The 22,708-nt window shown below is 58.6% G+C and carries 14 protein-coding genes and 1 tRNA gene; 2 read left to right on the top strand and 13 right to left on the bottom strand.

The window, feature by feature from the left end; all coding sequences use genetic code 11:
• Positions 1-125: 125 nt before the first annotated feature.
• From rpoC to rplA, 5 genes are all read right to left on the bottom strand, one after another.
• Positions 126-4,316 carry a DNA-directed RNA polymerase subunit beta' gene (gene rpoC / locus VK574_RS08570; protein WP_472799423.1) on the bottom strand — a complete coding sequence of 1,397 codons (4,191 nt, stop codon included), beginning with the start codon at positions 4,314-4,316 and terminating at the stop codon, positions 126-128.
• Between the two features lie 180 nt (positions 4,317-4,496).
• Positions 4,497-8,975: a DNA-directed RNA polymerase subunit beta gene (gene rpoB, locus VK574_RS08565; RefSeq protein WP_472799422.1), complete on the bottom strand. Its 4,479-nt coding sequence runs from the start codon at positions 8,973-8,975 to the stop codon at positions 4,497-4,499.
• Positions 8,976-9,706: 731 nt separating this feature from the next.
• Positions 9,707-10,084 (bottom strand): 50S ribosomal protein L7/L12, encoded by a 378-nt coding sequence (rplL, locus tag VK574_RS08560; protein ID WP_472799421.1) that lies wholly within the window; start codon positions 10,082-10,084, stop codon positions 9,707-9,709.
• A 235-nt stretch (positions 10,085-10,319) separates the two neighbouring features.
• Positions 10,320-10,853 carry a 50S ribosomal protein L10 gene (gene rplJ / locus VK574_RS08555; protein ID WP_472799420.1) on the bottom strand — a complete coding sequence of 178 codons (534 nt, stop codon included), beginning with the start codon at positions 10,851-10,853 and terminating at the stop codon, positions 10,320-10,322.
• A gap of 197 nt (positions 10,854-11,050) precedes the next feature.
• Positions 11,051-11,758, bottom strand: a complete 708-nt coding sequence (gene rplA / locus VK574_RS08550; protein WP_472799419.1) for a 50S ribosomal protein L1 — start codon at positions 11,756-11,758, stop codon at positions 11,051-11,053.
• A 636-nt stretch (positions 11,759-12,394) separates the two neighbouring features.
• Between rplA and VK574_RS08545 the strand changes: the two genes are divergently transcribed.
• Positions 12,395-13,345, top strand: coding sequence for a vWA domain-containing protein (locus tag VK574_RS08545; protein ID WP_472799418.1), 951 nt, complete (start codon positions 12,395-12,397; stop codon positions 13,343-13,345).
• 208 nt (positions 13,346-13,553) lie between these two features.
• Here the strand turns inward: VK574_RS08545 and VK574_RS08540 are convergent, their stop codons facing one another.
• The gene (locus VK574_RS08540) at positions 13,554-15,434 is read right to left on the bottom strand and encodes a PP2C family protein-serine/threonine phosphatase (protein WP_472799417.1); all 1,881 of its coding nucleotides are present in this window, start codon (positions 15,432-15,434) and stop codon (positions 13,554-13,556) included.
• 189 nt (positions 15,435-15,623) lie between these two features.
• Here VK574_RS08540 and VK574_RS08535 point away from each other — a divergent pair, with 189 nt between their 5' ends.
• The gene (locus VK574_RS08535; protein WP_472799416.1) at positions 15,624-18,590 is read left to right on the top strand and encodes a M14 family zinc carboxypeptidase; all 2,967 of its coding nucleotides are present in this window, start codon (positions 15,624-15,626) and stop codon (positions 18,588-18,590) included.
• A 249-nt stretch (positions 18,591-18,839) separates the two neighbouring features.
• Here the strand turns inward: VK574_RS08535 and VK574_RS08530 are convergent, their stop codons facing one another.
• The 7 genes from VK574_RS08530 to VK574_RS08500 form a co-directional block, all read right to left on the bottom strand.
• A complete protein-coding gene (locus VK574_RS08530) occupies positions 18,840-19,226 on the bottom strand; it encodes a VOC family protein (protein ID WP_472799415.1) in 387 nt (128 codons plus the stop codon).
• Between the two features lie 872 nt (positions 19,227-20,098).
• Positions 20,099-20,536, bottom strand: coding sequence for a 50S ribosomal protein L11 (gene rplK, locus VK574_RS08525; protein WP_472799414.1), 438 nt, complete (start codon positions 20,534-20,536; stop codon positions 20,099-20,101).
• Between the two features lie 162 nt (positions 20,537-20,698).
• Positions 20,699-21,286 (bottom strand): transcription termination/antitermination protein NusG, encoded by a 588-nt coding sequence (nusG, locus tag VK574_RS08520; RefSeq protein WP_472799413.1) that lies wholly within the window; start codon positions 21,284-21,286, stop codon positions 20,699-20,701.
• 27 nt (positions 21,287-21,313) lie between these two features.
• A complete protein-coding gene (gene secE, locus VK574_RS08515; RefSeq protein ID WP_472799412.1) occupies positions 21,314-21,610 on the bottom strand; it encodes a preprotein translocase subunit SecE in 297 nt (98 codons plus the stop codon).
• A gap of 123 nt (positions 21,611-21,733) precedes the next feature.
• Positions 21,734-21,809 (bottom strand) — tRNA-Trp (locus VK574_RS08510).
• A gap of 120 nt (positions 21,810-21,929) precedes the next feature.
• Positions 21,930-22,079 carry a 50S ribosomal protein L33 gene (gene rpmG, locus VK574_RS08505; protein WP_150173272.1) on the bottom strand — a complete coding sequence of 50 codons (150 nt, stop codon included), beginning with the start codon at positions 22,077-22,079 and terminating at the stop codon, positions 21,930-21,932.
• 115 nt (positions 22,080-22,194) lie between these two features.
• On the bottom strand, positions 22,195-22,708 hold a 514-nt coding region (locus tag VK574_RS08500; protein ID WP_472799411.1), incomplete at its 5' end, for an EF-Tu C-terminal domain-related protein.

The raw sequence follows: 22,708 nt of genomic DNA, 5'->3' as shown, positions 1-22,708 counted from the left end.
CATGACTCTGGTTATCACTCGAAAGTGTCACACGAGGCTGATTCTCGTCGCAGCGCGGCAAAAACAGAAGGCCCGGCTTGCGCCGGGCCTTCTGTTTACTGACCACTGTCCACTGACAACTATCCTTATTCGGCTGCCATCTCTTCGGCTTCGCCTTCCTGGCGCATGAGTTCGAGTTCGCGCTCGGCGGCTTCGATCTCTGCCGAAACCTCCTGCTGCACGCGCGCTGCCGCTTCTTCCAGTTCCGGTGAGAGCTGGACGTTGCGGTAGTACTCGAGGCCCGTGCCTGCCGGGATGAGCCGGCCGACGATGACGTTCTCCTTGAGGCCGCGGAGATTGTCGATCGCTCCGTTAATGCTGGCTTCGGTAAGAACACGCGTCGTCTCCTGGAAGCTTGCTGCGGAGATGAAGCTGTCTGTCGAGAGCGAAGCCTTGGTGATGCCGAGCAACAGCGGACGACCGAGTGCCGGGCGGCCACCTTCCCTGACGATGCGCTCGTTCTCTTCGCGGAAGCGGAAGCGATCGACCTGCTGCTCAAGCAGGAAGTTGGTATCGCCCACTTCGTCGATGCGCACCCAGCGCAGCATCTGCCGGACAATCACTTCGATGTGCTTGTCTGAGATGGCCACGCCCTGCAGACGGTAGACTTCCTGAATTTCGTTCACCAGGTAAGCCTGCAGTTCCTTTTCGCCCAGCACGGCAAGAATGTCGTGGGGGTTCAAGGGACCGTCCATCAGCGGGTCGCCGGCACGAAGGCGTTCGCCTTCCTGCACGTTGACGTGGATACCGCGAGGTACCGAGTATTCCTTCTCGTCGCCATTGTCAGCCGTAACGTAAATCTTGCGCTGACCCTTGGCAACTTCGCCGAAGCGGACCACACCATCGATCTCGCTGATGATGGCCGTCTCGCGCGGCTTGCGGGCTTCGAAGAGTTCGACAACGCGCGGCAGACCCCCGGTGATGTCCTTGGTACGCGTCGACTCCTTCGGAATCTTCGCGAGCACATCGCCCGGACCTACCTCGTCGCCGTCCTGGATCATCAGGTGAGCGCCGCGAGGCAACAGATACCGCTTGTGCGTTTTCGCGTTCTTCACCATGAAGGCAGGCTGGCGCTTCTCATCGGCAGCGTCCGCAACCACCCAGCGCGACAGGCCGGTGACTTCGTCCACTTCCTCGTTGAGCGTGATGCCTTCTTGCAGATCCTTGAACTGCACCGTGCCGCCGATCTCAGTGAGAATGGCGTAGGTGTAAGGATCCCACTCGGCCAGAAGCTCGCCGAGTTTGACAGCCTGGCCGTCCTTCACGCGGAGACGCGCGCCATAAACCACCTGGTAGCGCTCCTTTTCACGGCCACGCTCGTCCACTACAGCAATTGACCCCGAGCGATTCATCGAAACCAGCGCGCCGTCCTTGCTTTCGACAGTGCTGAGGTTGATGAAGCGCACGAAGCCGTTGTTCTTGGCATCGAGGCGCGACTTGTCCTGCACGCGGCTGGCGGTTCCGCCGACGTGGAAGGTACGCATGGTAAGCTGCGTTCCCGGCTCGCCGATGGATTGCGCCGCAATAACGCCGCAGGTTTCGCCGAGCTCGACCATCCGGCCCGAACCAAGGTTGCGCCCGTAGCAGAGCGCGCAGACGCCGCGACGTGACTCGCAGGTCAGCACCGAGCGGATCTTCACCTTCTCGACACCCGCACCCTGAATGCCCAAAGCGATGTCTTCGTCGATGGGCTGGTTCACTTCAACCACTACGTTGCCGTCGTAGTCCTTGATCCTTTCAAGGGAAACGCGCCCGATGATGCGGTCACGCATGGGCTCGATGATCTCGCCGGACTCAACGATCGAGCCCACGTAGATGCCTTCGCTCGTACCGCAGTCGTATTCAGTAACGATCACGTCCTGCGCCACGTCAACCAGGCGGCGTGTCAGGTAGCCCGAGTCGGCGGTCTTCAACGCCGTATCGGCCAGGCCCTTGCGTGCGCCGTGGGTCGAGATGAAGTATTCGAGCACCGTCAGACCTTCGCGGAAGTTCGCAGTGATCGGTGTTTCGATAACCTCGCCGGAAGGCTTGGCCATCAATCCGCGCATACCCGAAAGCTGGCGAATCTGCTGCTTCGAACCGCGCGCGCCGGAGTCGGCCATGATGTAAATCGGATTCATGGCTCCTTCGTCGTCCGCCTTCTTCATGTTGCCGAACATCTCGTCCGCAACCTGGTCCGTTACAGCCGACCACATCTGGATGACCTTGTTGGACCGCTCGCCGTTGGTGATGGCGCCGTCCATGTACTGCTTCTGGACCTCGATCACCTTCTTGTCGGCTTCGTCTACAGTGGTGTACTTGCTGGCAGGAATGACCATGTCGTCCAGACCAACTGACAAGCCCGACTTGGTGGCATAGTTAAAGCCCAGCTGCTTGATGCGATCGAGCATGCCCACCGTCACCTCAAGACCGAGGTTCTGGTTGCAATAATTGACCAGCTGGCCGATGCCCTTCTTCTTCAGCAGGCCGTTGATGTACGGCATGCCCGAAGGAAGCGCGTCGTTCAGGATCACGCGGCCGACGGTGGTGTTGATGTACTCATTGTTGAAGTCAACCGGCTCGGTATGCGTCAAATCCTGATCGTCGTAGGCGGTGGTCATGTCGAGCACCTTGCCTGTGTAGCGCAGACGAATCGGCGTCAGGGTTTCCACCTGGCGCGCTTCGAGGGCCATCAGGATCTCTTCCGTGTTCGAGAACACGCGGCCTTCGCCAATGCCACCCTTCTTCATCTTGGTCAGGTAATAGAGACCAAGCACCATGTCCTGTGTAGGAACGGTGATCGGCTGGCCCGAAGCCGGCGAAAGAATGTTGTGCGAAGCGAGCATCAGCACGCTGGCTTCGATCTGCGCCTCAGGCGACAGCGGAATGTGCACGGCCATCTGGTCGCCGTCAAAGTCGGCGTTGAAGGCGGTGCAGACCAATGGGTGAATCTTGATGGCTTTACCTTCGACGAGGACCGGCTCAAACGCCTGAATGCCGAGGCGGTGAAGCGTTGGGGCGCGGTTCAGCAGCACGGGGTGATCCTTGATGACTTCTTCAAGGATGTCCCACACCACCGGCTCCTGCATCTCCACCATTTCCTTGGCTTGCTTGATGGTCGTGCAGTGGCCTGTCTGCTCCAGGCGGTGATAGATGAATGGCTTGAACAGCTCAAGCGCCATCTTTTTCGGCAGACCGCACTGGTGCAGCTTCAATTCCGGACCTACGACAATTACAGACCGGCCCGAGTAATCCACGCGCTTGCCGAGCAGGTTCTGACGGAAGCGGCCCTGTTTGCCCTTGAGGGTATCGGAGAGCGACTTGAGCGGGCGATTGTTGGCGCCACGCAGCACACGACCGCGGCGGCCGTTATCAAACAGAGCATCCACGGCTTCCTGCAGCATGCGCTTTTCGTTGCGCACGATCACTTCAGGCGCGTGCAGGTCCATCAGCTTCTTCAACCGGTTGTTGCGGTTGATGACGCGGCGATAGAGGTCGTTCAAGTCCGACGTGGCAAAGCGGCCACCATCCAGCGGCACCAGCGGGCGCAGCTCTGGAGGAATGACTGGCAGCACATCGAGAATCATCCATTGCGGCTTGTTGCTCGACTTGCGGAAGGCTTCAACGACCTTCAGCCGCTTGGCGTACTTGATCTTCTTCTGCGCGGAGGTCTCGGTCTTCATCCGCTCGCGCAGTTCCAGGCCAAGCTCCTCGATCTGGACGCGCTTCAGCAATTCCTTGATGGCCTCTGCGCCCATCATGGCCTTGAAGCCGGACGGACGATACTGCTGGTCGAGCTCACGGTAGCGGGCTTCGTCCTTGATGATCTCGCGCTCCTTCACCGGAGCGTCGCCCACGTCGACCACAACGTAAGACTCAAAGTAGAGAATGCTCTCCAGGTCGCGCAGCGAAATATCGAGCAGGTGGCCGATGCGCGACGGCAGGCCCTTGAAGAACCACACGTGCGAACAAGGGGACGCGAGCTCGATGTGGCCCATGCGCTCGCGGCGCACTTTGCTCACCGTCACTTCAACGCCGCACTTGTCGCAGATCACGCCGCGGTGCTTCATGCGCTTGTATTTGCCGCAGAGACACTCCCAATCCGTTACAGGTCCAAAGATGCGGGCGCAGAACAAGCCATCGCGCTCCGGCTTGAAGGTGCGGTAGTTGATCGTTTCCGGCTTCGTGACCTCACCATGCGACCAGCTGCGGATCTTCTCCGGCGAAGCAAGCATGATGCGGATAGCGTCAAAATCGGTAATCGGGCTGGTGAGTTCAAACGGGTTTGAACGGAACAAGGTAACCCTCCTTGGCAAGGCTTTCAGCGCTCGCCGCGGTATCTCCCGGGGATTCTTTAGCGGGTCCTTCCTTCCCGGGAAGCGGCGGTTACCGCTTTCAAGAAGGACACCGAAAAACTCTTTGCTTCCGGCTAACTGTGGGTGCCCCAGGTCTCGATTCTGAGACCTGGGGATCCTCAATTAGTCAGCAACTGCCGCAACTTCCGGCGCAGGAGCTTTCTTCAGCAGATCTGCGCGTTTGATCAACTCCACGTCGAGGCACAGCGACTGCAATTCGCGAATCAGCACGTTGAACGACTCCGGCACACCCGGCTCGATTGCCGCTTCACCCTTGACGATGGCCTCATAAATCTTGGTACGGCCATAAACGTCATCGGACTTTGCGGTCAGCAGCTCCTGCAGGATGTATGCAGCGCCGTAAGCTTCCAGCGCCCACACTTCCATTTCGCCAAAGCGCTGTCCACCGAACTGCGCCTTGCCGCCCAGTGGCTGTTGCGTGATCAGCGAGTACGGTCCGATCGAGCGAGCGTGAATCTTGTCGTCGACCAGGTGCGACAGCTTGAGCATGTAGATGTAGCCCACCGTGACCGGCTGTTCAAACTGCTCGCCGGTCATGCCGTCGAACAGCGCCGTCTTGCCGGATGAAGGCAGACCGGCTGAAGCCAGCAAAGCTTTGATCTCGCTTTCCTTGGCGCCATCGAACACCGCGGTTCCAAACCAGATGCCCCGCTGCATGCCCGCTCCAACGCGAAGCAGCATCTCGTCATCAAGTTCGAGCAACTGGCGCAGCGTTGCGGTTCCGGCAAACTCTTTCTTCATCAGTTCGCGCGTTGCCTCAACGTCGCTGTTGGCCTTGATCAATGCGGCGATCTTGGCGCCAAGCGCATGGGCAGCCCAGCCAAGGTGCGTCTCCAGAATCTGTCCGACGTTCATACGAGAAGGAACGCCAAGCGGATTCAGAACGATCTCCACCGGTGTGCCATCGGGCAGATACGGCATGTCTTCCTCCGGAAGAATGCGCGCGATCACGCCCTTGTTGCCGTGACGGCCGGCCATCTTGTCGCCGACTGAAAGCTTGCGCTTCATGGCAACGTAGACCTTGACCAGCTTGATGACGCCGGGAGGCAGTTCGTCGCCCTTCTGCAATTTCGCAATCTTCTCGTTGGTGATCTTGCGCAGGACTTCAATCTGGCGCGAGGTCATCTCTTCGATCTCATCGATCTGCTCGTTGACGCGGGGGTCCTTGTCGTTGTAGCGAATACGCTTGAGGTTCTTGGTCGAGATGCGCTCGATCGTTTCGCGGTCCAGGAGCGCAGCCTTGGTGATCAAGCGTTTGTTGGTCCGCTCATCGTGCAGATCGGCCAACACTTCTTTGCCGCCCAGAATCGCTTCGAGACGCTTCAGACGCTCGTCCGTCAAAATGCGGATTTCGTCGCCCAGGTTCTTTTCGAGCTTGGCTACGTACTCCGCTTCAATCTGCTTGGCACGCTCGTCCTTCTCCTGGCCCTTGCGCGAGAAGATGCGAACATCGACCACCGTACCCTCGATACCCGGGGGGCACGTGAGCGAAGCATCGCGAACATCGCCGGCCTTTTCGCCGAAGATTGCGCGCAGCAGCTTCTCTTCCGGAGTCAGTTGCGTCTCGCCCTTGGGCGTAACCTTGCCGACCAGGATGTCGCCGTGGCCGATCTGGGCGCCGATGCGGATAACTCCGCTCTCGTCCAGGTCGCGCAGCGCATGCTCGCTGACGTTGGGAATGTCGCGCGTGATTTCTTCGGGACCGAGCTTCGTGTCGCGAGCTTCGATCTCGAACTCCTCGATGTGAACCGAGGTGTAGTAGTCCTCACGCACCAGCTTTTCGCTGATCAGGATCGCGTCCTCGAAGTTGTAACCACGCCATGGCATGAAGGCCACCAGCACGTTACGTCCCAGCGCCAACTCACCCTGTTCCGTGCAAGGACCGTCAGCGATGACCTGGCCCTTCACCACGCGCTCACCCTCCCGCACCACCGGCTTCTGGTTGATGCAGGTGTTCTGGTTCGAGCGCTTGAACTTGATCAGCGTATAGATGTCCGATCCAACCTCACGCGACAGCTGCGTGGGATGGTGTTCACCCTCGACGCGCACGATAATGCGCTCGGAGTCGACCGAGTCCACGATACCGTTGCGCTTGGCCAGAATCACGGCGCCCGAGTCGCGAGCCGTAACGCCTTCCATGCCGGTACCCACCAGCGGAGCTTCCGCCACCAGCAGAGGCACAGACTGCCGCTGCATGTTGGCGCCCATCAGCGCGCGGTTTGCGTCATCATGCTCCAGGAACGGCACCAGCGATGCGGCCACGGAGACGAGCTGCTTCGGCGAGACGTCGATGTAGTCCACGTCGGTCCGATTCACCAGTACGAAGTTCCCCTGCCGGCGCGCATTCACCAGGTCTTCGGTGATCTGCCCTTCCGCGTTGAACTCGATGTTGGCCTGCGCGATAGTGTGCTTGTCTTCTTCCCACGCCGACAGGTAGAAGCTGTACGGCATGTAGTCAATCTGCCGCTTGTTCCCCTTCTTCAGCGAAGCATTCAGCTTGATCGCTTCTTCCTTCTCGATGTGGTCGCCGACGCGCAGTCCGCTTTCGCCCGCGTTCACGATCTCAACGTAATCCAGGATCCGCGAGTCCTTCACCTTGCGGTAAGGCGACTCGATGAATCCATACTCATTGATCCGCGCAAAGCAGCTCAGAGAGCTGATCAGGCCGATGTTCGGACCTTCCGGCGTTTCAATCGGACAGATTCGTCCGTAGTGCGTCGGGTGCACGTCGCGGACTTCGAATCCCGCGCGCTCACGCGACAAGCCGCCCGGTCCAAGAGCCGACAGGCGGCGCTTGTGCGTAATCTCCGACAGCGGATTCGTCTGGTCCATGAACTGAGACAACTGCGACGAACCGAAGAACTCGCGGATTGCAGCCATGACCGGCTTGGCGTTGATCAGGTCGTGCGGCATCGCCGTCGACAGCTCCTGATACACGCTCATCTTTTCCTTGATGGCGCGCTCCATGCGGACCAGTCCGATGCGGAACTGGTTCTCCATCAATTCACCGACGGCGCGCACACGGCGGTTGCCGAGGTGATCGATATCGTCCACCATGCCGATATTCTTGCGCAGCTTCAGCAGGTAGCGGATGGTCGCATAGAAGTCCTCGGGCGTCAGCGTGCGGTGATCGAGCGGCGTCGCATCCTGGCTCTCGTAGAGCTTGATGTTGAACTTCAAACGGCCCACGCGCGAGAAGTCATACTTGCGCGGGTCGAAGAACATGCCTTCAAACAACGCAGTCGCTGTGTCGAGCGTCGGCGGATCGCCCGGGCGCAGCTTGCGGTAGATTTCGATGAGCGCTTCTTCCGGCTTGTGTACCGAGTCACGTTTCAACGTGTTGGTGATGATGTTGCCCACGTCGTCGCGCTCGGGGAAGAACAGCTCGAAGCTCGTCGCGCCGCTTGCCATCACCTTGTGCAGGCGATCGGCAGTTAGCTCAACATTGGCTTCGACAACCACTTCGCCGGTGTTCAGATCGACAATGTCGGCAGCCGTGATTGCCCCATCCAGTTCGGCCGATTCCACTTCAATCTTGTCGATGTTCGCCGCACGGATCGCCTTCAGCGTGCTCGCCGTGATTTTGCGGCCGGAGTGCGCGATCTCTTCGCCCTTGTGCAGAACGGCGTGCGCCGGCTTCGCTCCCAGCAGGTGGGTCGCCACCTTGTCTGGCGAAACAGCCCATTGCACCTTGCCATCCGCTACGTGGAAGCGGTCGATGGTGTAGAAGGTCTTGAGAATCTCCTCGTCCGAGCGAAGACCGAGCGCGCGCAGGAAGATGGTTCCCAGAAACTTGCGCTTGCGGTCGATACGAACGTAGAGCGTGTTCTTCTGGTCGTACTCGAACTCCACCCACGATCCGCGATAGGGAATGATCTTGCCCAGGAAGTAGGTGCGGTTGTTCGCCGTCTCAAAGAAGACGCCCGGCGAACGGTGCAGCTGTGAAACAATCACGCGCTCCGTGCCGTTGACGATGAAGGTGCCGTTCGGCGTCATCAGCGGAATGTCGCCAAAGAAGACTTCCTGCTCCTTGATGTCGCGAATGGTCTTGTTGCCGGTCTCCGCATCCTTGTCGTAAATCGTCAGGCGGACCGTCACCTTCAGCGGTGCAGAGAACGTCATGCCGCGCTCTTCGCACTCCTGCTGGTCATACTTCAGCTGCAGGCCGACCGGATCGCCGCACTTGTTACAGAAGTCGGGAACGTTCTTGTTGTACGTTCCGCACTTGTGGCAGAGAACATCGCCAGGAAGAAACGGATCCGTAATCACCATGGCTCCGCAATGCGTGCAGGCGGTGCGCAGGTGATGAAGACCTTTAAGGTGGCCGCACTTGCACTCCCAGTTGCCGATGGAGTAGTCGACGAAATCAAGCTGCGAGATGCCGCGGAAGTCAGTAATCGGGAAAACAGAAACAAACACCGACTGCAGCCCTGAGTCATCGCGCTCGTTAGGCAGCTTGTCCATCTGCAGAAAACGCTCGTACGAGCGGCGCTGCACTTCGATCAGGTTGGGAATCTGGGTTGCGGTAGGAATCTTGGAAAAATCGAGCCGGCTCCGAATCGCGCGCTTCTCGTTAGGCATGCATCACTCCTGAGGCTCGTCACACCAGCGCAAACCCGCCATCCAGGTTCGCGCCGGGCCGGCACCTGAGTCTCGAGGCGCCAGCAGTTTACGTAGAAAAACCGTTAGTCCAGACTGGCTCCCCGCAAGTTGCCAAGTCCCGTCCGAAACGTTCAGCCACACTCCAGCCGAGCTTTCGGAATCTCCGCGCCAAGCGTATTTACTTGATTGCGGCGCGGTGAAAATCGCGCCACAGGCGTTGTCGCACTTCAGGGTGTTGCGCTAGACTGCGCACAATCGGTAACAGGCCAGCCGAAGATCCGGCCCCCAATGCCTGCAAATGCATGGTAGATTTTGCTGAGACAGCCCAATCTGCCGTGTTAGAGACACAAATGCCCGCGAGGACACAATTCCTCACGAGCGCGGCTTATTGCCTGTGCTCCCATCCGACTCTTGTTGCACTGCTATCGCCGATCCCAAAGCTCGCTTCTGCCGCCGCCGCCTGCCAATCGACATCCGTCCCCGGGAAACCCGCCTATCCCGATGACACGAGAGCACTTAACTTCGCGTTGATGTTTGCCCCGTGGCTGCTTGGCCCAGCCGAGGGTGCGAAACATTTGTGCCCTTTGACTCTTGATTAAGACGCGCTGTAGTGGTTTTCGCCCAAACCGCGGAAATCCAAGCATGGGCCGAAAAGACGCGCAACGTTTATCGTAGCGCGTCCCGGCTCTTCTTGCAAGTCGCGTACCAAACTACTTGATTTCGACGGTTGCGACGCCTTCAAACTTCTTCTTGATCGCCTCAGCCTCGTCCTTGGTCGCGCTTTCCTTCAACGCCTTGGGGGCGCCATCGACCAGGTCCTTGGCTTCCTTCAGGCCGAGCGAGGTAACCTCGCGGACGGCCTTAATGGTGTTGATCTTGTTCGCGCCGGCATCCTTGAGAATGACCTGGAATTCGGTCTTCTCCTCGGCCGCCGGAGCCGCTGCCGCACCGCCGCCACCGGCAGCTGCAACCGGGGCTGCCGCTGCTGCCGAAACGCCGAGGCGCTCTTCAAGCTTCTTCACCAGAGACGCTGCCTCAAGCAGGCTCAGGCCAACAATCTGTTCTTCCAACTGTGCGAGATCCGCCATTTTTGTTCTCCATTCAAAATCGTTTGTTGAATTTCCCGATCAAGACGAAATCCCTATCCAGGATCACGTCCCCTCGCAGTGGAAGTTTCCGATGCGCCAGACCCGCGCACTTCCCGCCTGCCTAATACCAAAACCCTTAAAACCAGCCCGTAGCTATTAGCCTTAGCTGTCCGCTAAGAACTGGGTGCCCCATCCATTTCGCACTTTTTGTGAAATGGGTGGGATCCACAAATCTTCACGCCGCAGCGAACTTCTCTTTTTCCACGCCCTGGTTGATCACTACGGCCAGGTCGCGTCCGGTAGCGTTCATCACTGTTACCAGCCGCTGCGCCGGAGCGTTGATGAGGTAGAGCAGCTTCGAGAAGAGCTCTTCCTTACCCGGCAGGGTCGCGAGCGCCTTGACCTCTTGCACGTTCAGCAGCTTGCCATCGACGATGCCCAGCTTGAACTGGAACTCCGCATTCTCGCCCGCCCACTTGGCGAAGACTTTGGCCAGCGCCACCGGGTCGCCCGAGGTGAACGCAACCGAGTTCACGCCCTTCAGGCCCTTCAGCGCGGGAGCGATCGAGGTACCCTCGCCCGAAACCGCTGCCAGCTTGTTCTTCACCACGCGATACTTGCCACCCGCTTCGCGAATGACCTTGCGCAGCTCGTAATCCTTGGCAACCGTCAGCTTGCTGAACGTGCCGATAATCGCTGTGGTCGAGGTCTCCAGCTCCTTCGCCAGCTGCTGGACCTTCTCCGTCTTCTTTGCCTTCGAAATTGCCATGTCTTCGCTCCGCTACGACAGTGGACAGTGATCAGTGATCAGTGGTCAGTTTCCCGGAACCTGCTGTTCAGCCTCTTCTATCCCTGCTCCGCGCCTGAATCGGCGCTTCAAACTTCATCAGCCTCTTCGCCAGTCCATCAGCGTCCGGTCACTAGCACTTACTGACCACTGTTCACTGACCACTGTTCACTGGCTTCTTAATGCTTGCCCGCCGCGTCCGCCACCGCTGAATCCAGCGGAACCCCCGGGCCCATCGTCGAGCTCAGCGTGACGCTCTTGATGTACTTACCCTTCGCCGCTGAAGGCTTGGCACGCACGATCGACGTAATCACCGTGGTCGCGTTCTCCACCAGCTTTTCAGGCGCAAAGCTCAGCTTGCCCACCGGCACGTGCACCAGGCTGGTCTTGTCGGCGCGGAACTCCACCTTGCCGGCCTTGATCTCTTTCACCGCCGCCGCTACATCCTGCGTGACGGTTCCCGTCTTCGGGTTCGGCATCAATCCCTTGGGTCCGAGCACCTTGCCAAGACGGCCAACCACTTTCATCATGTCGGGCGTCGCGATCAGCGCATCGAATGCGGTCCAGTTTTCTTTCTGAATCTTCTCGACCATCTCTTCGCCGCCGACAAAATCAGCGCCGGCTTCCCGCGCTTCGTTCTGGCGGTCGCCGGAAGCGATCACCGCAACGGTCTTGGTCTTGCCCAGTCCGTGCGGCAGAACCACGGTTCCGCGCACCATCTGGTCGGCATGCCGGGTGTCGACACCCAGACGCATGGTCAGGTCGACAGTCTCGTCGAACTTGGCGTACTTCACTTCCTTGAGCAGGGTAACCGCTTCGGTCAGCGGATACGCGGGCTTGATTACAGCCGCACGCGCCTTCGCAATATTCTTGCTGGATTTAGCCATCAGTTCCTCGTCTCCCACCGCAGTTGCCAGCCCCAATTTCGGGGAACCTGGAAGCTATGCGCCTTAAACCCTCGGCGCTTACGCCCTCGAACAGGTCCAAAAGCCGTGGTGCTATTGACAGCCCGGGCATATCCCCGAGCACATCTTTGAATCATAGCGGAAAGAGCGGCAAAAGTGCAACAAACGAGGCTCCTAATTAGATTACATTCGGCAGCTGAAAGGTTCAGGCGCCGGTTCCCTTCACGAAACCGCGCCCAAGTCCTACCGCGGAAAGGCCGGACCCTCCCGATGTTCCGGGAACTGGGGCAAAAATGCCGAGCCCCCCAGGTCAGAATCCTTGAATCCGAAGACAAAGAACTGGTTCGGATTAGCGATCAAATTCCGTAAAATGCATGTTCTTACGACGCCCATCATCAAATCCGGCCAGGTCCCGGTCAAATCAAAATCCGATGAATTGGCCGCACTTGCTTTCCGGCTCGCTTTGATTTTGCAGAATGCAAGGTGATGGCATGCTTAGGGTTGAGAGAAGCACCGCAACAAATTTCCCGACATCGCATCTAAATAAGGGAAAGAGAAGAAGAGACCAGCACCCTGGCCAGAGTCGATTGAGCGGGTGCTTCATTGAGGAATAACAATATGAAAAAACTAGGATTATCCATTGCGCTGACCGCAACTGCGATCTTCGCGGTTTGTCCGGCCTTTGCGCAAAAAAACGATCAAATGGGACAAGGCCGTGCCGTGGTTACCATTCTGCCGTCTGCCAAGAACGGCACTGTCAGCCAGGTTCCCGCACAGAGCCTGAAGCTTAAGGTGAACGGCAAGGACTCCACCGTCACGAATTTCACCCCGCTTGCAGAAGCCAACAGTCCAATCGAACTTGTATTGCTTCTCGATAGTGGCTCACGCACCAGCCTGGGATCCGAATTCTCCGAGATTGAAGCCTTCGTGAAGGAAATGCCGCCCAACACCAAAATGGCGATCGCCTATATGGATGCTGGACGCGCGGCCTTCTCCAGCCAGCTTTCGTCCAATGCAGCCGACGTCCTGAAAGGACTGCATCTCAGCGCCGGCTTCCCCGGCTCCAATGCCAGCCCCTACTTCTGCCTATCCGACCTCGCCAAGAACTGGCCGTCGCACGATCGCACGGCTCGGCGCGAAGTGCTCATGATCACCGACGGCGTTGATAATTACGACCGGCGGTACGACCCCGATGATCCGTACGTGACGACCGCGATCAACGACTCAGTACGCGGCGGATTGATCGTGTACTCGATCTACTGGAAAGACATGGGGCGAGCCAACAACAGCTGGTATGAAAGCAACGCCGGACAGAACCTCCTGCTGACGGTCACACAGGCGACCGGCGGCAACAGCTATTGGGAAGGTCTTGGCAATCCCGTTTCGCTCCAGCCGTTCCTGCAGGATTTGCGCCGTCGCTTGAATAACCAGTACGAGCTCAACTTTACTGCGCCTTCGAACGGCAAGCCAGAGATCGAATCAATGAAAGTCGATCTCAAGGTCCCGTCCGCAAAGGTCGCTTCGCCGCAGAAAGTGCTCGTCACCGGCGCCGCCACCGCGCGCGAGTAAGTTGATCCGCAGGAATTCCTGCAAAAGACCGCAGGCAGGTGATCTTGAAAGCACCTGCCTGCTTTTTTTGCGCCACGATTCGGTACTGGTCAAGTTTCAAGCTTTACCAGTGCCCACGATTCGACTCAGTTGCTAAGGAGACCGCAATCATGACTGATTCTCCGACGAATTGATTGCGAAAGGTCCTTTCGCGTGAGATCGAACGTTCCTACGCGTCCAGCGTAAGCGCCGGTGTGGCGGCAAACGACACCCGCAGCACGGTAATGTCGTCCCGTTGCCCGAATCGCTTCGCCACATCTGCGATTTCCGCAGCCGGCTTCCCGCTTAACGCCTGGGTTCGGTCGAACCCGAATAGCTCGCCGCTTGCATCCTGCGCCTCCACGACTCCATCCGACAAAAATGTGAGCGCATCTCCCGAGGCGAGATGCAGTGATTCCTCCAGGTAGCTCGCGTCCGCCGTGAGACCCAACGGTAGTCCATTTTCCAGTCGGATCTCCCTGCGCTCAAGGTACGGCGCCAAATGGCCCGCATTCGCCAATAGAACCGTTCCATCTCGCTCAATGCGTGCGCAGAGACACGTGGCAAATCCCCCGACCTGGCTCTCGCATAGCACGCGGTTTAAATGTCCCAGCAGAACTGCCGGAGGGTCCGCCGTGTGGCCTTCGCACGCTCCCAGCAGCATGGCCCCCGTCATACCGGCGCCGACTCCCTTCCCGCTTACGTCCCCCAGCAACATCCACTGCGTTCCATCCTCCAGCACACGAAAACGATAAAAATCACCGCCCACCTCCTGCGCAGGCAGAAACACCGCTTCAACTTCGAAACCGGGCGCGCTTTCAATGCGCTGCGGAACCAGGATCCGCTGAATCTCCTGTGCCGCGCGCATCTCCGCCGAAAGTGCCGCGCGCTCCCGGTTGGTGTTGCGGATGCGCTGAATGAGCAGCAGTGTCATAGCTACGACAACGGCCGCAATGGACACGGAACGCACGCTCTGGAAGGCGAGAAAGAAGAAGGTTCCGAAGTGCAACAAGGGGAATTGCACGCCGAGATAAAGCACATCCATGCCCATCCAGAAGGAGCAAACAAAGTAGAGTGCCAGCTGGGAGCGTGAAAGCTTGTTGATCGGCCAGAAAGCCGCTAATGGCGCGAAGGCGATGAGCACCTCAATGGGAACAAAGAAGGACTGGAGCTGGGGAGACATATCCACCCAGTAACGCATCGCCATACTTTGTCGCAATGGAAGAAAAATGGGTACGAAGAGCAGGCCATTATTGATAACGTTGACCGTCAAAAGTGCGCGAAACAAGGTAGGGACGCGCCGCCCAGCCAGCGCGAAGAAGAACAGAGCATAAAAGATCTGCTCTGTGTTCCCGATCGCGTAAAGGGAATACTCCAGGCTGGAGGGGAAATGCACCGAGGCCGTGACCAGGAATTCGCCGAAGCGGATCATGGCGAGGCCGAGCCACGTCAGGCTGGCCCACAGCAACAGGCGCTGCGAACGATCGAAGAAGTAGAGAGTGATGAAAAACAGCCCGGCCGCGGCCATGATCGCGTTGCACAGCCAGATGATCCAGCGCAAGCGTACGGCATTCCATGCTCGTGCGTCGTAGCTGTTGCGCATCTGACCCGCATCGCCGATCAAAATCCATGGCAACGCCTGCTGGCCATAGAGCGTAGGGCTGTATGCGATGCGAACGGCGAGCTCGAGTGGCGGCGCGCCGTGGTAAAGCGCGGGTGACTCGTACTGGTTGACGACCCCCACAGTGTGAGAACCGTTATTCACATTCCCGAAGCGCGCCAGCAGCCTGCCGTCGAGAAAGATTTCGTAGGCCGCATCCCCCGCCACCTGTAAAACCGGACGAATGGACGGCGCGAGTTCCGCGGGAACGAGCTTGCAGCGAAGCCAGAAGTGGGCTTCGCCTGTCGACGCTTCGACCCGCTGTGAGGCCGGCTGCCATGCTGATTCATCGAGGTTGGTCTCGGCCCAGTGCACATCGTCGCCGGAGCGGAAGACGCATTGCGACGGCGGCACAGAAAGCGCATCCTGCGCGCTCAGCGGGAGCGCGAGGACCACGGTCGCAGCAGACACGAGAGGCCATCGGGCTATCTTCCACACACCAGGTTTCCTCCTTGTGCTGACTGGACGACATCGAACGGGGAATAGGAGCAATATACAGCCGGCGGCCTCTCATCTTAGTCTTGATTGAACTCCCCTGCCCCGCCGTGGTACCAGTGGATACATCGCGCGACCCAACAACACTTGTTCCAACCGAGGATTATGAGACTCTACCCGCTGTCTGTCCTTCCCTTTGTCCTTTGCGCCGCTTCTGTTGCCGCTCAAACATCCGCGCTGAACACCAACTTCGCCCGTGACCCGCAGCAGCCCGTCGATCAGGAATACACCGACCACATCCACAAGTACACGACCGACCCGTCGTTCCTGTCGCCGCTGGTCGACTACCTGCCTGCTTCGAAGACCGTGCCCACCCCTGCCAAAACTCTCGGCGATGTCTCCGGCGCTCCCGACATGCTGCCCTACGCCGAAGACGTCTACAAGTACTTCCGCTCGCTCGCCGCTGCCAGCCCACGCGTCAAGGTCGTCACCATCGGACACACCGAAGAGGGCCGCGAGATGATCGCTGTCGCCATCGCCGATGCCGACCTGCTCAAGAACGCCGACGCCAACAAGCAGCGTCTCGCCCAGCTCGGCGATCCGCGCACCATCAACTTCGACGACGCCAAGGCTCGCGCGCTCATTGACCAGTCCTACCCCGTCTACTACATCACCGGCACCATTCACTCCGTCGAAACCGGCGCGCCCACCGCACTGATGGAGCTGGCGTATCGCCTCGCCGTCGATGACTCGCCGTATATCAAGTACATCCGCTCGCACATGATCGTCCTCATCACCCCGGTGGTTGAAGTCGATGGCCGCGACCGCATGGTCGACATCTATCGCTGGCACAAGGCCCACCCCAACGAGCAGTGGCCGCACCTCCTCTACTGGGGCCACTACGTCGCCCACGACAACAATCGCGACGCCATGGGCATGACCCTCGACCTGACGCGCAACGTGCTCGATACCTACATTGACTGGCACGCGCAGGTGCTGCACGATCTGCACGAATCCGTTCCCTTCCTCTACGACAACACCGTCGGCGACGGCCCTTACAACGCATGGGTCGACCCGCTCCTCGCCGATGAATGGGCCGAACTTGGCTGGAACAACGTCGCGCAGATGCAGAACTTCGGCATGCCCGGCGTCTTTACCCACGGCGACTTCGATACATGGAGTCCCGGGTACCTGATGTTCCTCGCCGCCATGCACAACGGCATCAGTCGCCTCTACGAGACATTCGGCAACGGCGGCGCCGACACCGAAAAGCGCATTCTCGATCCCGAAGAATACTCACGTACCTGGTACCGCCAGAATCCGCCGCTGCCCATCGTTACCTGGTCGCAGCGCGACAACAATAACTACGAACAGAGCGCGCTGCTCACCACGATTTCGTACTTCGCGCAGCACGGGCATCACTTCCTCGAGAACTACTACACCAAGAGCAAGCGCTCAATTCAGAAGCCGACCCTTGAAGGCCCCGCTGCCTATGTCATTGCGCCCGACGCCGCCGCAACCAATCGCGAAGTCGAGTTGTTGAAGGTTCTCAAGCGCCAGCATGTCGAAATCCAGCAACTCACCGACGCAATCTCTGCAGATGTCGGAGGAGAGAAGCGCGCCGACAAACCCAAGCCGCAGACCTTCCCCGCCGGCAGCATCGTCGTGCGCATGGATCAGCCCTACTCGCGCATCGCCGATGCCCTGCTTGACCGCCAGTTCTGGGCGCCCGACGATCCGCAGAAGCATCCCTACGACGACACTGGCTGGTCCTTCACCCACCTCTTCAACGTGAAGGCAGTGCGTATCTCCGATTCGGCAATCCTCAAAGCCTCGATGAAGCCCGTCGATGATCCGTCCACGCTGGTCGGCAAGATCGATGGAGCCGGTTCCATCATCGCCGTCAACAACACCGGCCAGATTTCGCTGCTCTCCCTCATCTACAAACTTAAGGACGCGAAGATCCAGGTCGCCGAAAAACCATTCGATGCCAATGGCAAACACTACGCTGCAGGCTCGCTCCTCATCAACAGCGCCGACGACAAGGTCGCTGCCGCACTTCACGATCTTGCACTCGATGGCTCAAATCTCAGCGCGGCACCCTCCGTCGCCATGCACGAGGTTGCAGCTCCCCGCATCGCCTTCATGCACACCTGGCTTGCCACACAAACCGAAGGTTGGTGGCGCTACGCCTTCGATACCGCCGGCATTCCCTTCGACTACATGAGCACACAAGCCGTCGCCAGGCAGGATGATCTGCGCTCGAAGTACGACGTCATCATCTTCGCCCCCGTCGGCCGCTCGTCTTCTCTCGACATCATCAACGGCCTGCCGATGTGGAACAACGCGATGCCGTGGAAGAAATCCGACATCACACCAAACCTCGGTCGCATCGACTCCACGGACGATATCCGTCCCGGCCTCGGCTACGATGGCCTCGAGCACCTCCGGAAATTCGTCGAGCAGGGCGGCCTGCTGATCACCTGCGAAGACACCGCGCAGTTCGCTATCGATACCGGCCTCGCTCCGGGCGTCAGCTCCGTGGCACGTGGCGATGCCCGCATCGTTGGCTCCGTGCTCAACACGGTCTTCGTTGCCAAAGACAATCCGATTGCCGCCGGCTACGGCACGAATCTGCCCGTGATCAGCGCCAACGGCATGGCCTTCAACATCAGCAATACCCTGGGCCGCGCCGGCGGGCGCTTGTTGATGGACCCCTATGCGGAAAGACCCACCGGCCGCGGCAGCCTTGAAGAGAACGACGAAGCCCTTGGCCGGAAAGCCGTGGACGCGGAGCCACTCGAAAAGGTGGAAGCCTGGCAGGCAAAGAAGCTGAATGAAGAACAGACCCGCAACAACTTCTCCGTGATCCCTGAAGCGATGCGCCCTGAGGTTATCCTCCGCTTCGCCGGCAACAAGGACCTGCTGCTCGACGGCCTCCTCGACAAGGCCGGCTCCATCGCCGAGCACGCCGTCGTGGTCAACGCACACCTCGGCCAGGGCAGCGTGCTGCTGTTCGGCAATAACCCCATCTATCGCGGCGAAACCATCGGCGACTATGCCCTGGTCTTCAATGCAATCCTCAACCACGATCATCTTGCGCGGCCAGCGGTGACGGGGGAAAAGAAATAGACAACGGATGAATTTGAGTTTGAGCTGGGTGCCGGATTCAGTGTAATTTCCGGCATCCAGTTCACGCTGCCGCCTGGGTCCACCCCGGGCAGCGTGCGAACCTGACGCGCGGTAGGCATTCAGGCTTCGGCTGAAACCCGATTCACCCTGAAGTTACCGCCGAATCGGTCCACAACACACTCGAATGAAACAGAAAATCGGGACTTCGGAATCGAGGCTCATTCATTGTCGGGGCCGACAATGCCGTCCTCAGTTGGCGGGTATTGCATGCCCCTCAGAGATGCGGATGTAGTAGCCGCCGGGATCAGTGATTCTAAAATCCCTGACTCCCCATGCTTGGAGTCGAATATCGGTCGGGTTCAGTCCCAGGCGCCTTAGTCTTGCGTGCTTCTCTTCGAGATTCTCGGTGGTGTACAAAACGATCTCCACTCCAACCGGTGGGTGCCGAAGCTTCGATAACGAAGCCGCATCGCCGGAGTCGATCCTGGCGACTGGACTCAGAGCAATGACTACGGGCCCAGATTTCAGCGTCACGTACCCATACGATGTCTTCGCGACAACGCGAAATCCCAGCTTTGAATAAAACGCGGTATCGCGAGAAGGATCGGTAGTGGCGAGCTCAAACTTTGATTCCACATACGAGCTCTCGGAAGTTGTCTGATTTGGCAAGCTGCCCGAATGTTGGGCCGAAACCGCTGGCACGAGGATCGCGAGAGCAACCAAAGCAAGCGCACGAAACCATCGACCGCCGGGATACATGCGGGAAGCATACTAGCACTTGCCCGGCCTGGGACAGCCGAAAACGCAAGCCAAAACTAAAAGAGCGAAGCAGGTCTGTAATCACGACCACGGAGACAGGATTCCGGTTGGATGACCCGACGAGAGAACAGGATCGCACAGATTCGCTTCAGCGTTTCTCTAGACTGGGTGCAGGTGACCGAGACCGAGGATCGTGTCGTTCTTCAATCTTCTGACGGGAGGCGAGCGGTATCCCCGGTCCCGAAGATCGTTTTCAAACCCGCCGAGGGTGCCCCCGGTCCCTCGCTTTTGGGGACCGGGGAGGTAGGCTCACTCATCACTGCAGCCGCATTCACGCTAGCAGCGTGGATGATATAGCAGAGGCGCACTCAATCGATTTGCTCTTTCCCCTGGCCGAAGTTTGTGTCATGCTTTTAACCATGGGAAGCAAAGACAAAGGTAGAAAAGAAGCCAAGAAGGCGCCGAAACCCAAACCGAAGCCAGAACCAGCTCGGCGCGAGATCTTCACCCCCGCTCCGCCGAAGTAGGCTTTCCGGAGCAGAACTCCAATCGCTTCCGTAATAGATTGCAAACGCAGAAATGCCCTCCCCGCGGGGAGGGCATTTCATTTAGGGCAGGAGCAAGACCAGAGAATGTTGTTTGCCGAAGCCACGATTTCAAGTCGACATCACCAACAACCAGCGGCGACCTTGGAAAACACTGGCTACGACGCACCATCTCTGGTCTTGCCGTAGTAAGCCAGTCCGGACTTACCCTACAACTTCAATGCCCATGGAACGTGCCGTGCCCTTGATGCTCTTGACGGCCGCATCGATTGAGGCGGCATTCAGGTCGGGCATCTTCTGCGTGGCGATCTCGCGCACCTGCTTCTCGGTCACCTTGCCCACCTTTTCCTTGTTGGGCGTGCCCGATCCCTTGGCGAGACCCGCAGCCTTCTTCAGCAGGACAGCCGCGGGCGGCGTCTTGGTAATGAAGGTGAACGAGCGATCGGCATAAACCGTGATGACAACCGGAATGATGAGTCCGGCCATCTCCTTGTTCTGCGTGCGCGCGTTGAACTGCTTGCAGAACTCCATGATGTTGACCTGCGCCTGGCCCAATGCGGGACCGACCGGCGGCGCGGGAGTGGCCTTGCCTGCTTCGATCTGCAGCTTGACCTGTGCGGTGATTTTCTTCGGAGGTGCCATTGATGTTTCCTTCGGAAACCAGCTTGTAGCTTCTAGCCATCAGCTTTTAGCTGGTCGGTGTCGTTGCGGATTTTGGTGTTGCGCCTAAGCGTTTGCTCGCAACCGGCGGCGGCTAGTCACCGAACCGGCTAGAAGCTGAAAGCTAATAGCTGAAAGCTGCAACTACTCAATCTTTTCCACTTTGCTGAACTCCAGTTCGACAGGTGTCGAGCGTCCGAAGATGGTCACCATGACCTTCATTGTTTCGCGATCTTCGTTGATCTCGTCCACCACGCCGTTGAAGTTGGCAAAAGGCCCGTCAGTAATGCGGACCTGCTCGTTCTTCTCGAACTTGATCTTCATCCGCGGCTTTTCTTTAGCCGTCTCCGAGCGGAAGAGAATCGAACTCACTTCTTCCTCGCTCAGCGCCACCGGCTTGTCGCCCGTGCCCAGAAAGCCCGTCACCTTGGGCGTGTCTTTCAACACGTGCCACAGGTTGTTGTCGAGATCCATCTCCACCAGCACGTAGCCGGGCAGGAAGACGCGCTCCACCGTGCGCTTTTTGCCATTGATAATCTCGGTCACGGGTTCGGTGGGAATCATCACGCGCCCCACCTTGTCGCGCAGCCCGAAGGCCTCGACGCGGCTCGCGATCGACTCGCGCACCTTGCGCTCAAACCCCGAGTAGGCGTGAAGGATGTACCACTTGAAAAGCGGGTTGCGTTCAGGCGCCGGCGGCTGTTCGGCGGCCTTCTCTTGTTCTTCTGCCATTCCTGTCTCGATTCGATGCTGCACGTCTTATTGCGCGCCCAGCTTGTGTAATATCGCCTGAAGAGCCCTGCTGAAAATGCTGTCCGTCACCCAGAAGAAAAACCCGAAGATAAACACTGTGATGATGACCACGGAAGTGGTGGCCTGAACTTCCTTCCGTGTTGGCGTGACCACCTTCTTCATCTCCGCGCGAACGTCGCTCAGGAAGCCGGTGAAGTTACTCCACGCTCCCATCGCGCCGCCTGAGAAGTTCGTCAAAGCGTTCGGCTCCTGCCGTTTGGCGGAATGGTCGTCGCCCTTCTTGATTGCTGATTCTGTTGCCATACTTCCAATCCTTCTCAGAGAACAGTGGTCAGTGAACAGTGATCAGTTTTTCGTGGTCGTTCAGCAGCTTCCCGTTTTTCCTGATCTCTGTTCCCCGATCTCTGATGCTCTGTTTTCCCAATCTGGCAGGGGCGGAGGGATTCGAACCCCCAAGTTCGGTTTTGGAGACCGACAGTTTAGCCGTTGAGCTTACGCCCCTAAAAGCTAGTGGTCAGTGAACAGTGAACAGTGGTCAGTTTAGTGCTTAGTCCAAGTCCAATGACTCTTCTTGAGCAAAATCCAACTGACCACTCATCACTGACACTGATCACTCGTCTCGTTACTTCGTTTCCTTGTGCGGCTGGTGCTTGCGGCAGCGGTTACAGAACTTCTTGAACTCGAGACGGCCGGTGGTCGTCTTCTTGTTCTTCGTCGTAGAGTAGTTCCGCTCCTTGCACTCCGTACACTGCAATGTCACAATTTCCCGCATTTCAAATCCTTCCAGTGATCAGTGTTCAGTGAACAGTGATCAGTTTTCTTCGCCTGCCGTCGCTCTTTGCTTGAACCGCAGCAGCTTCGGCTGTCCACTGTTCACTGCACACTCGCTACTTGATAATTTCCGAAATCGCGCCCGCGCCTACCGTGCGTCCGCCTTCGCGGATGGCAAACCGCAATCCCTTTTCCATGGCTACTGGCGTAATCAGTTCAATCGTCAGCTCCACGTTGTCGCCCGGCATCACCATCTCCGTGCCTTCAGGCAATTCCGCCACGCCCGTCACGTCCGTCGTACGGAAGTAGAACTGCGGCCTGTAACCCTTGAAGAACGGCGTATGACGGCCGCCTTCTTCCTTGCTCAGGACGTAGATGGTCCCCTTGAACTTGGTGTGAGGCGTAATCGATCCCGGCTTGGCCAGAACCATGCCGCGCTCCACGTCTTCCTTGGCAATGCCGCGCAGCAGGATGCCGGCGTTATCGCCTGCCAGGCCTTCGTCCAGCTGCTTCTTGAACATTTCAACGCCCGTGCAAACCGACTTGCGGGTCTCGCGGAAGCCGACAATCTCGACATCCTCGCCAACCTTCACCTTGCCGCGCTCGATGCGGCCCGTGACTACCGTGCCA

Source organism: Occallatibacter sp., assembly GCF_035317045.1.
Classification (GTDB): domain Bacteria; phylum Acidobacteriota; class Terriglobia; order Terriglobales; family Acidobacteriaceae; genus Telmatobacter.
This window is presented reverse-complemented; position numbering and strand designations above follow the sequence as displayed.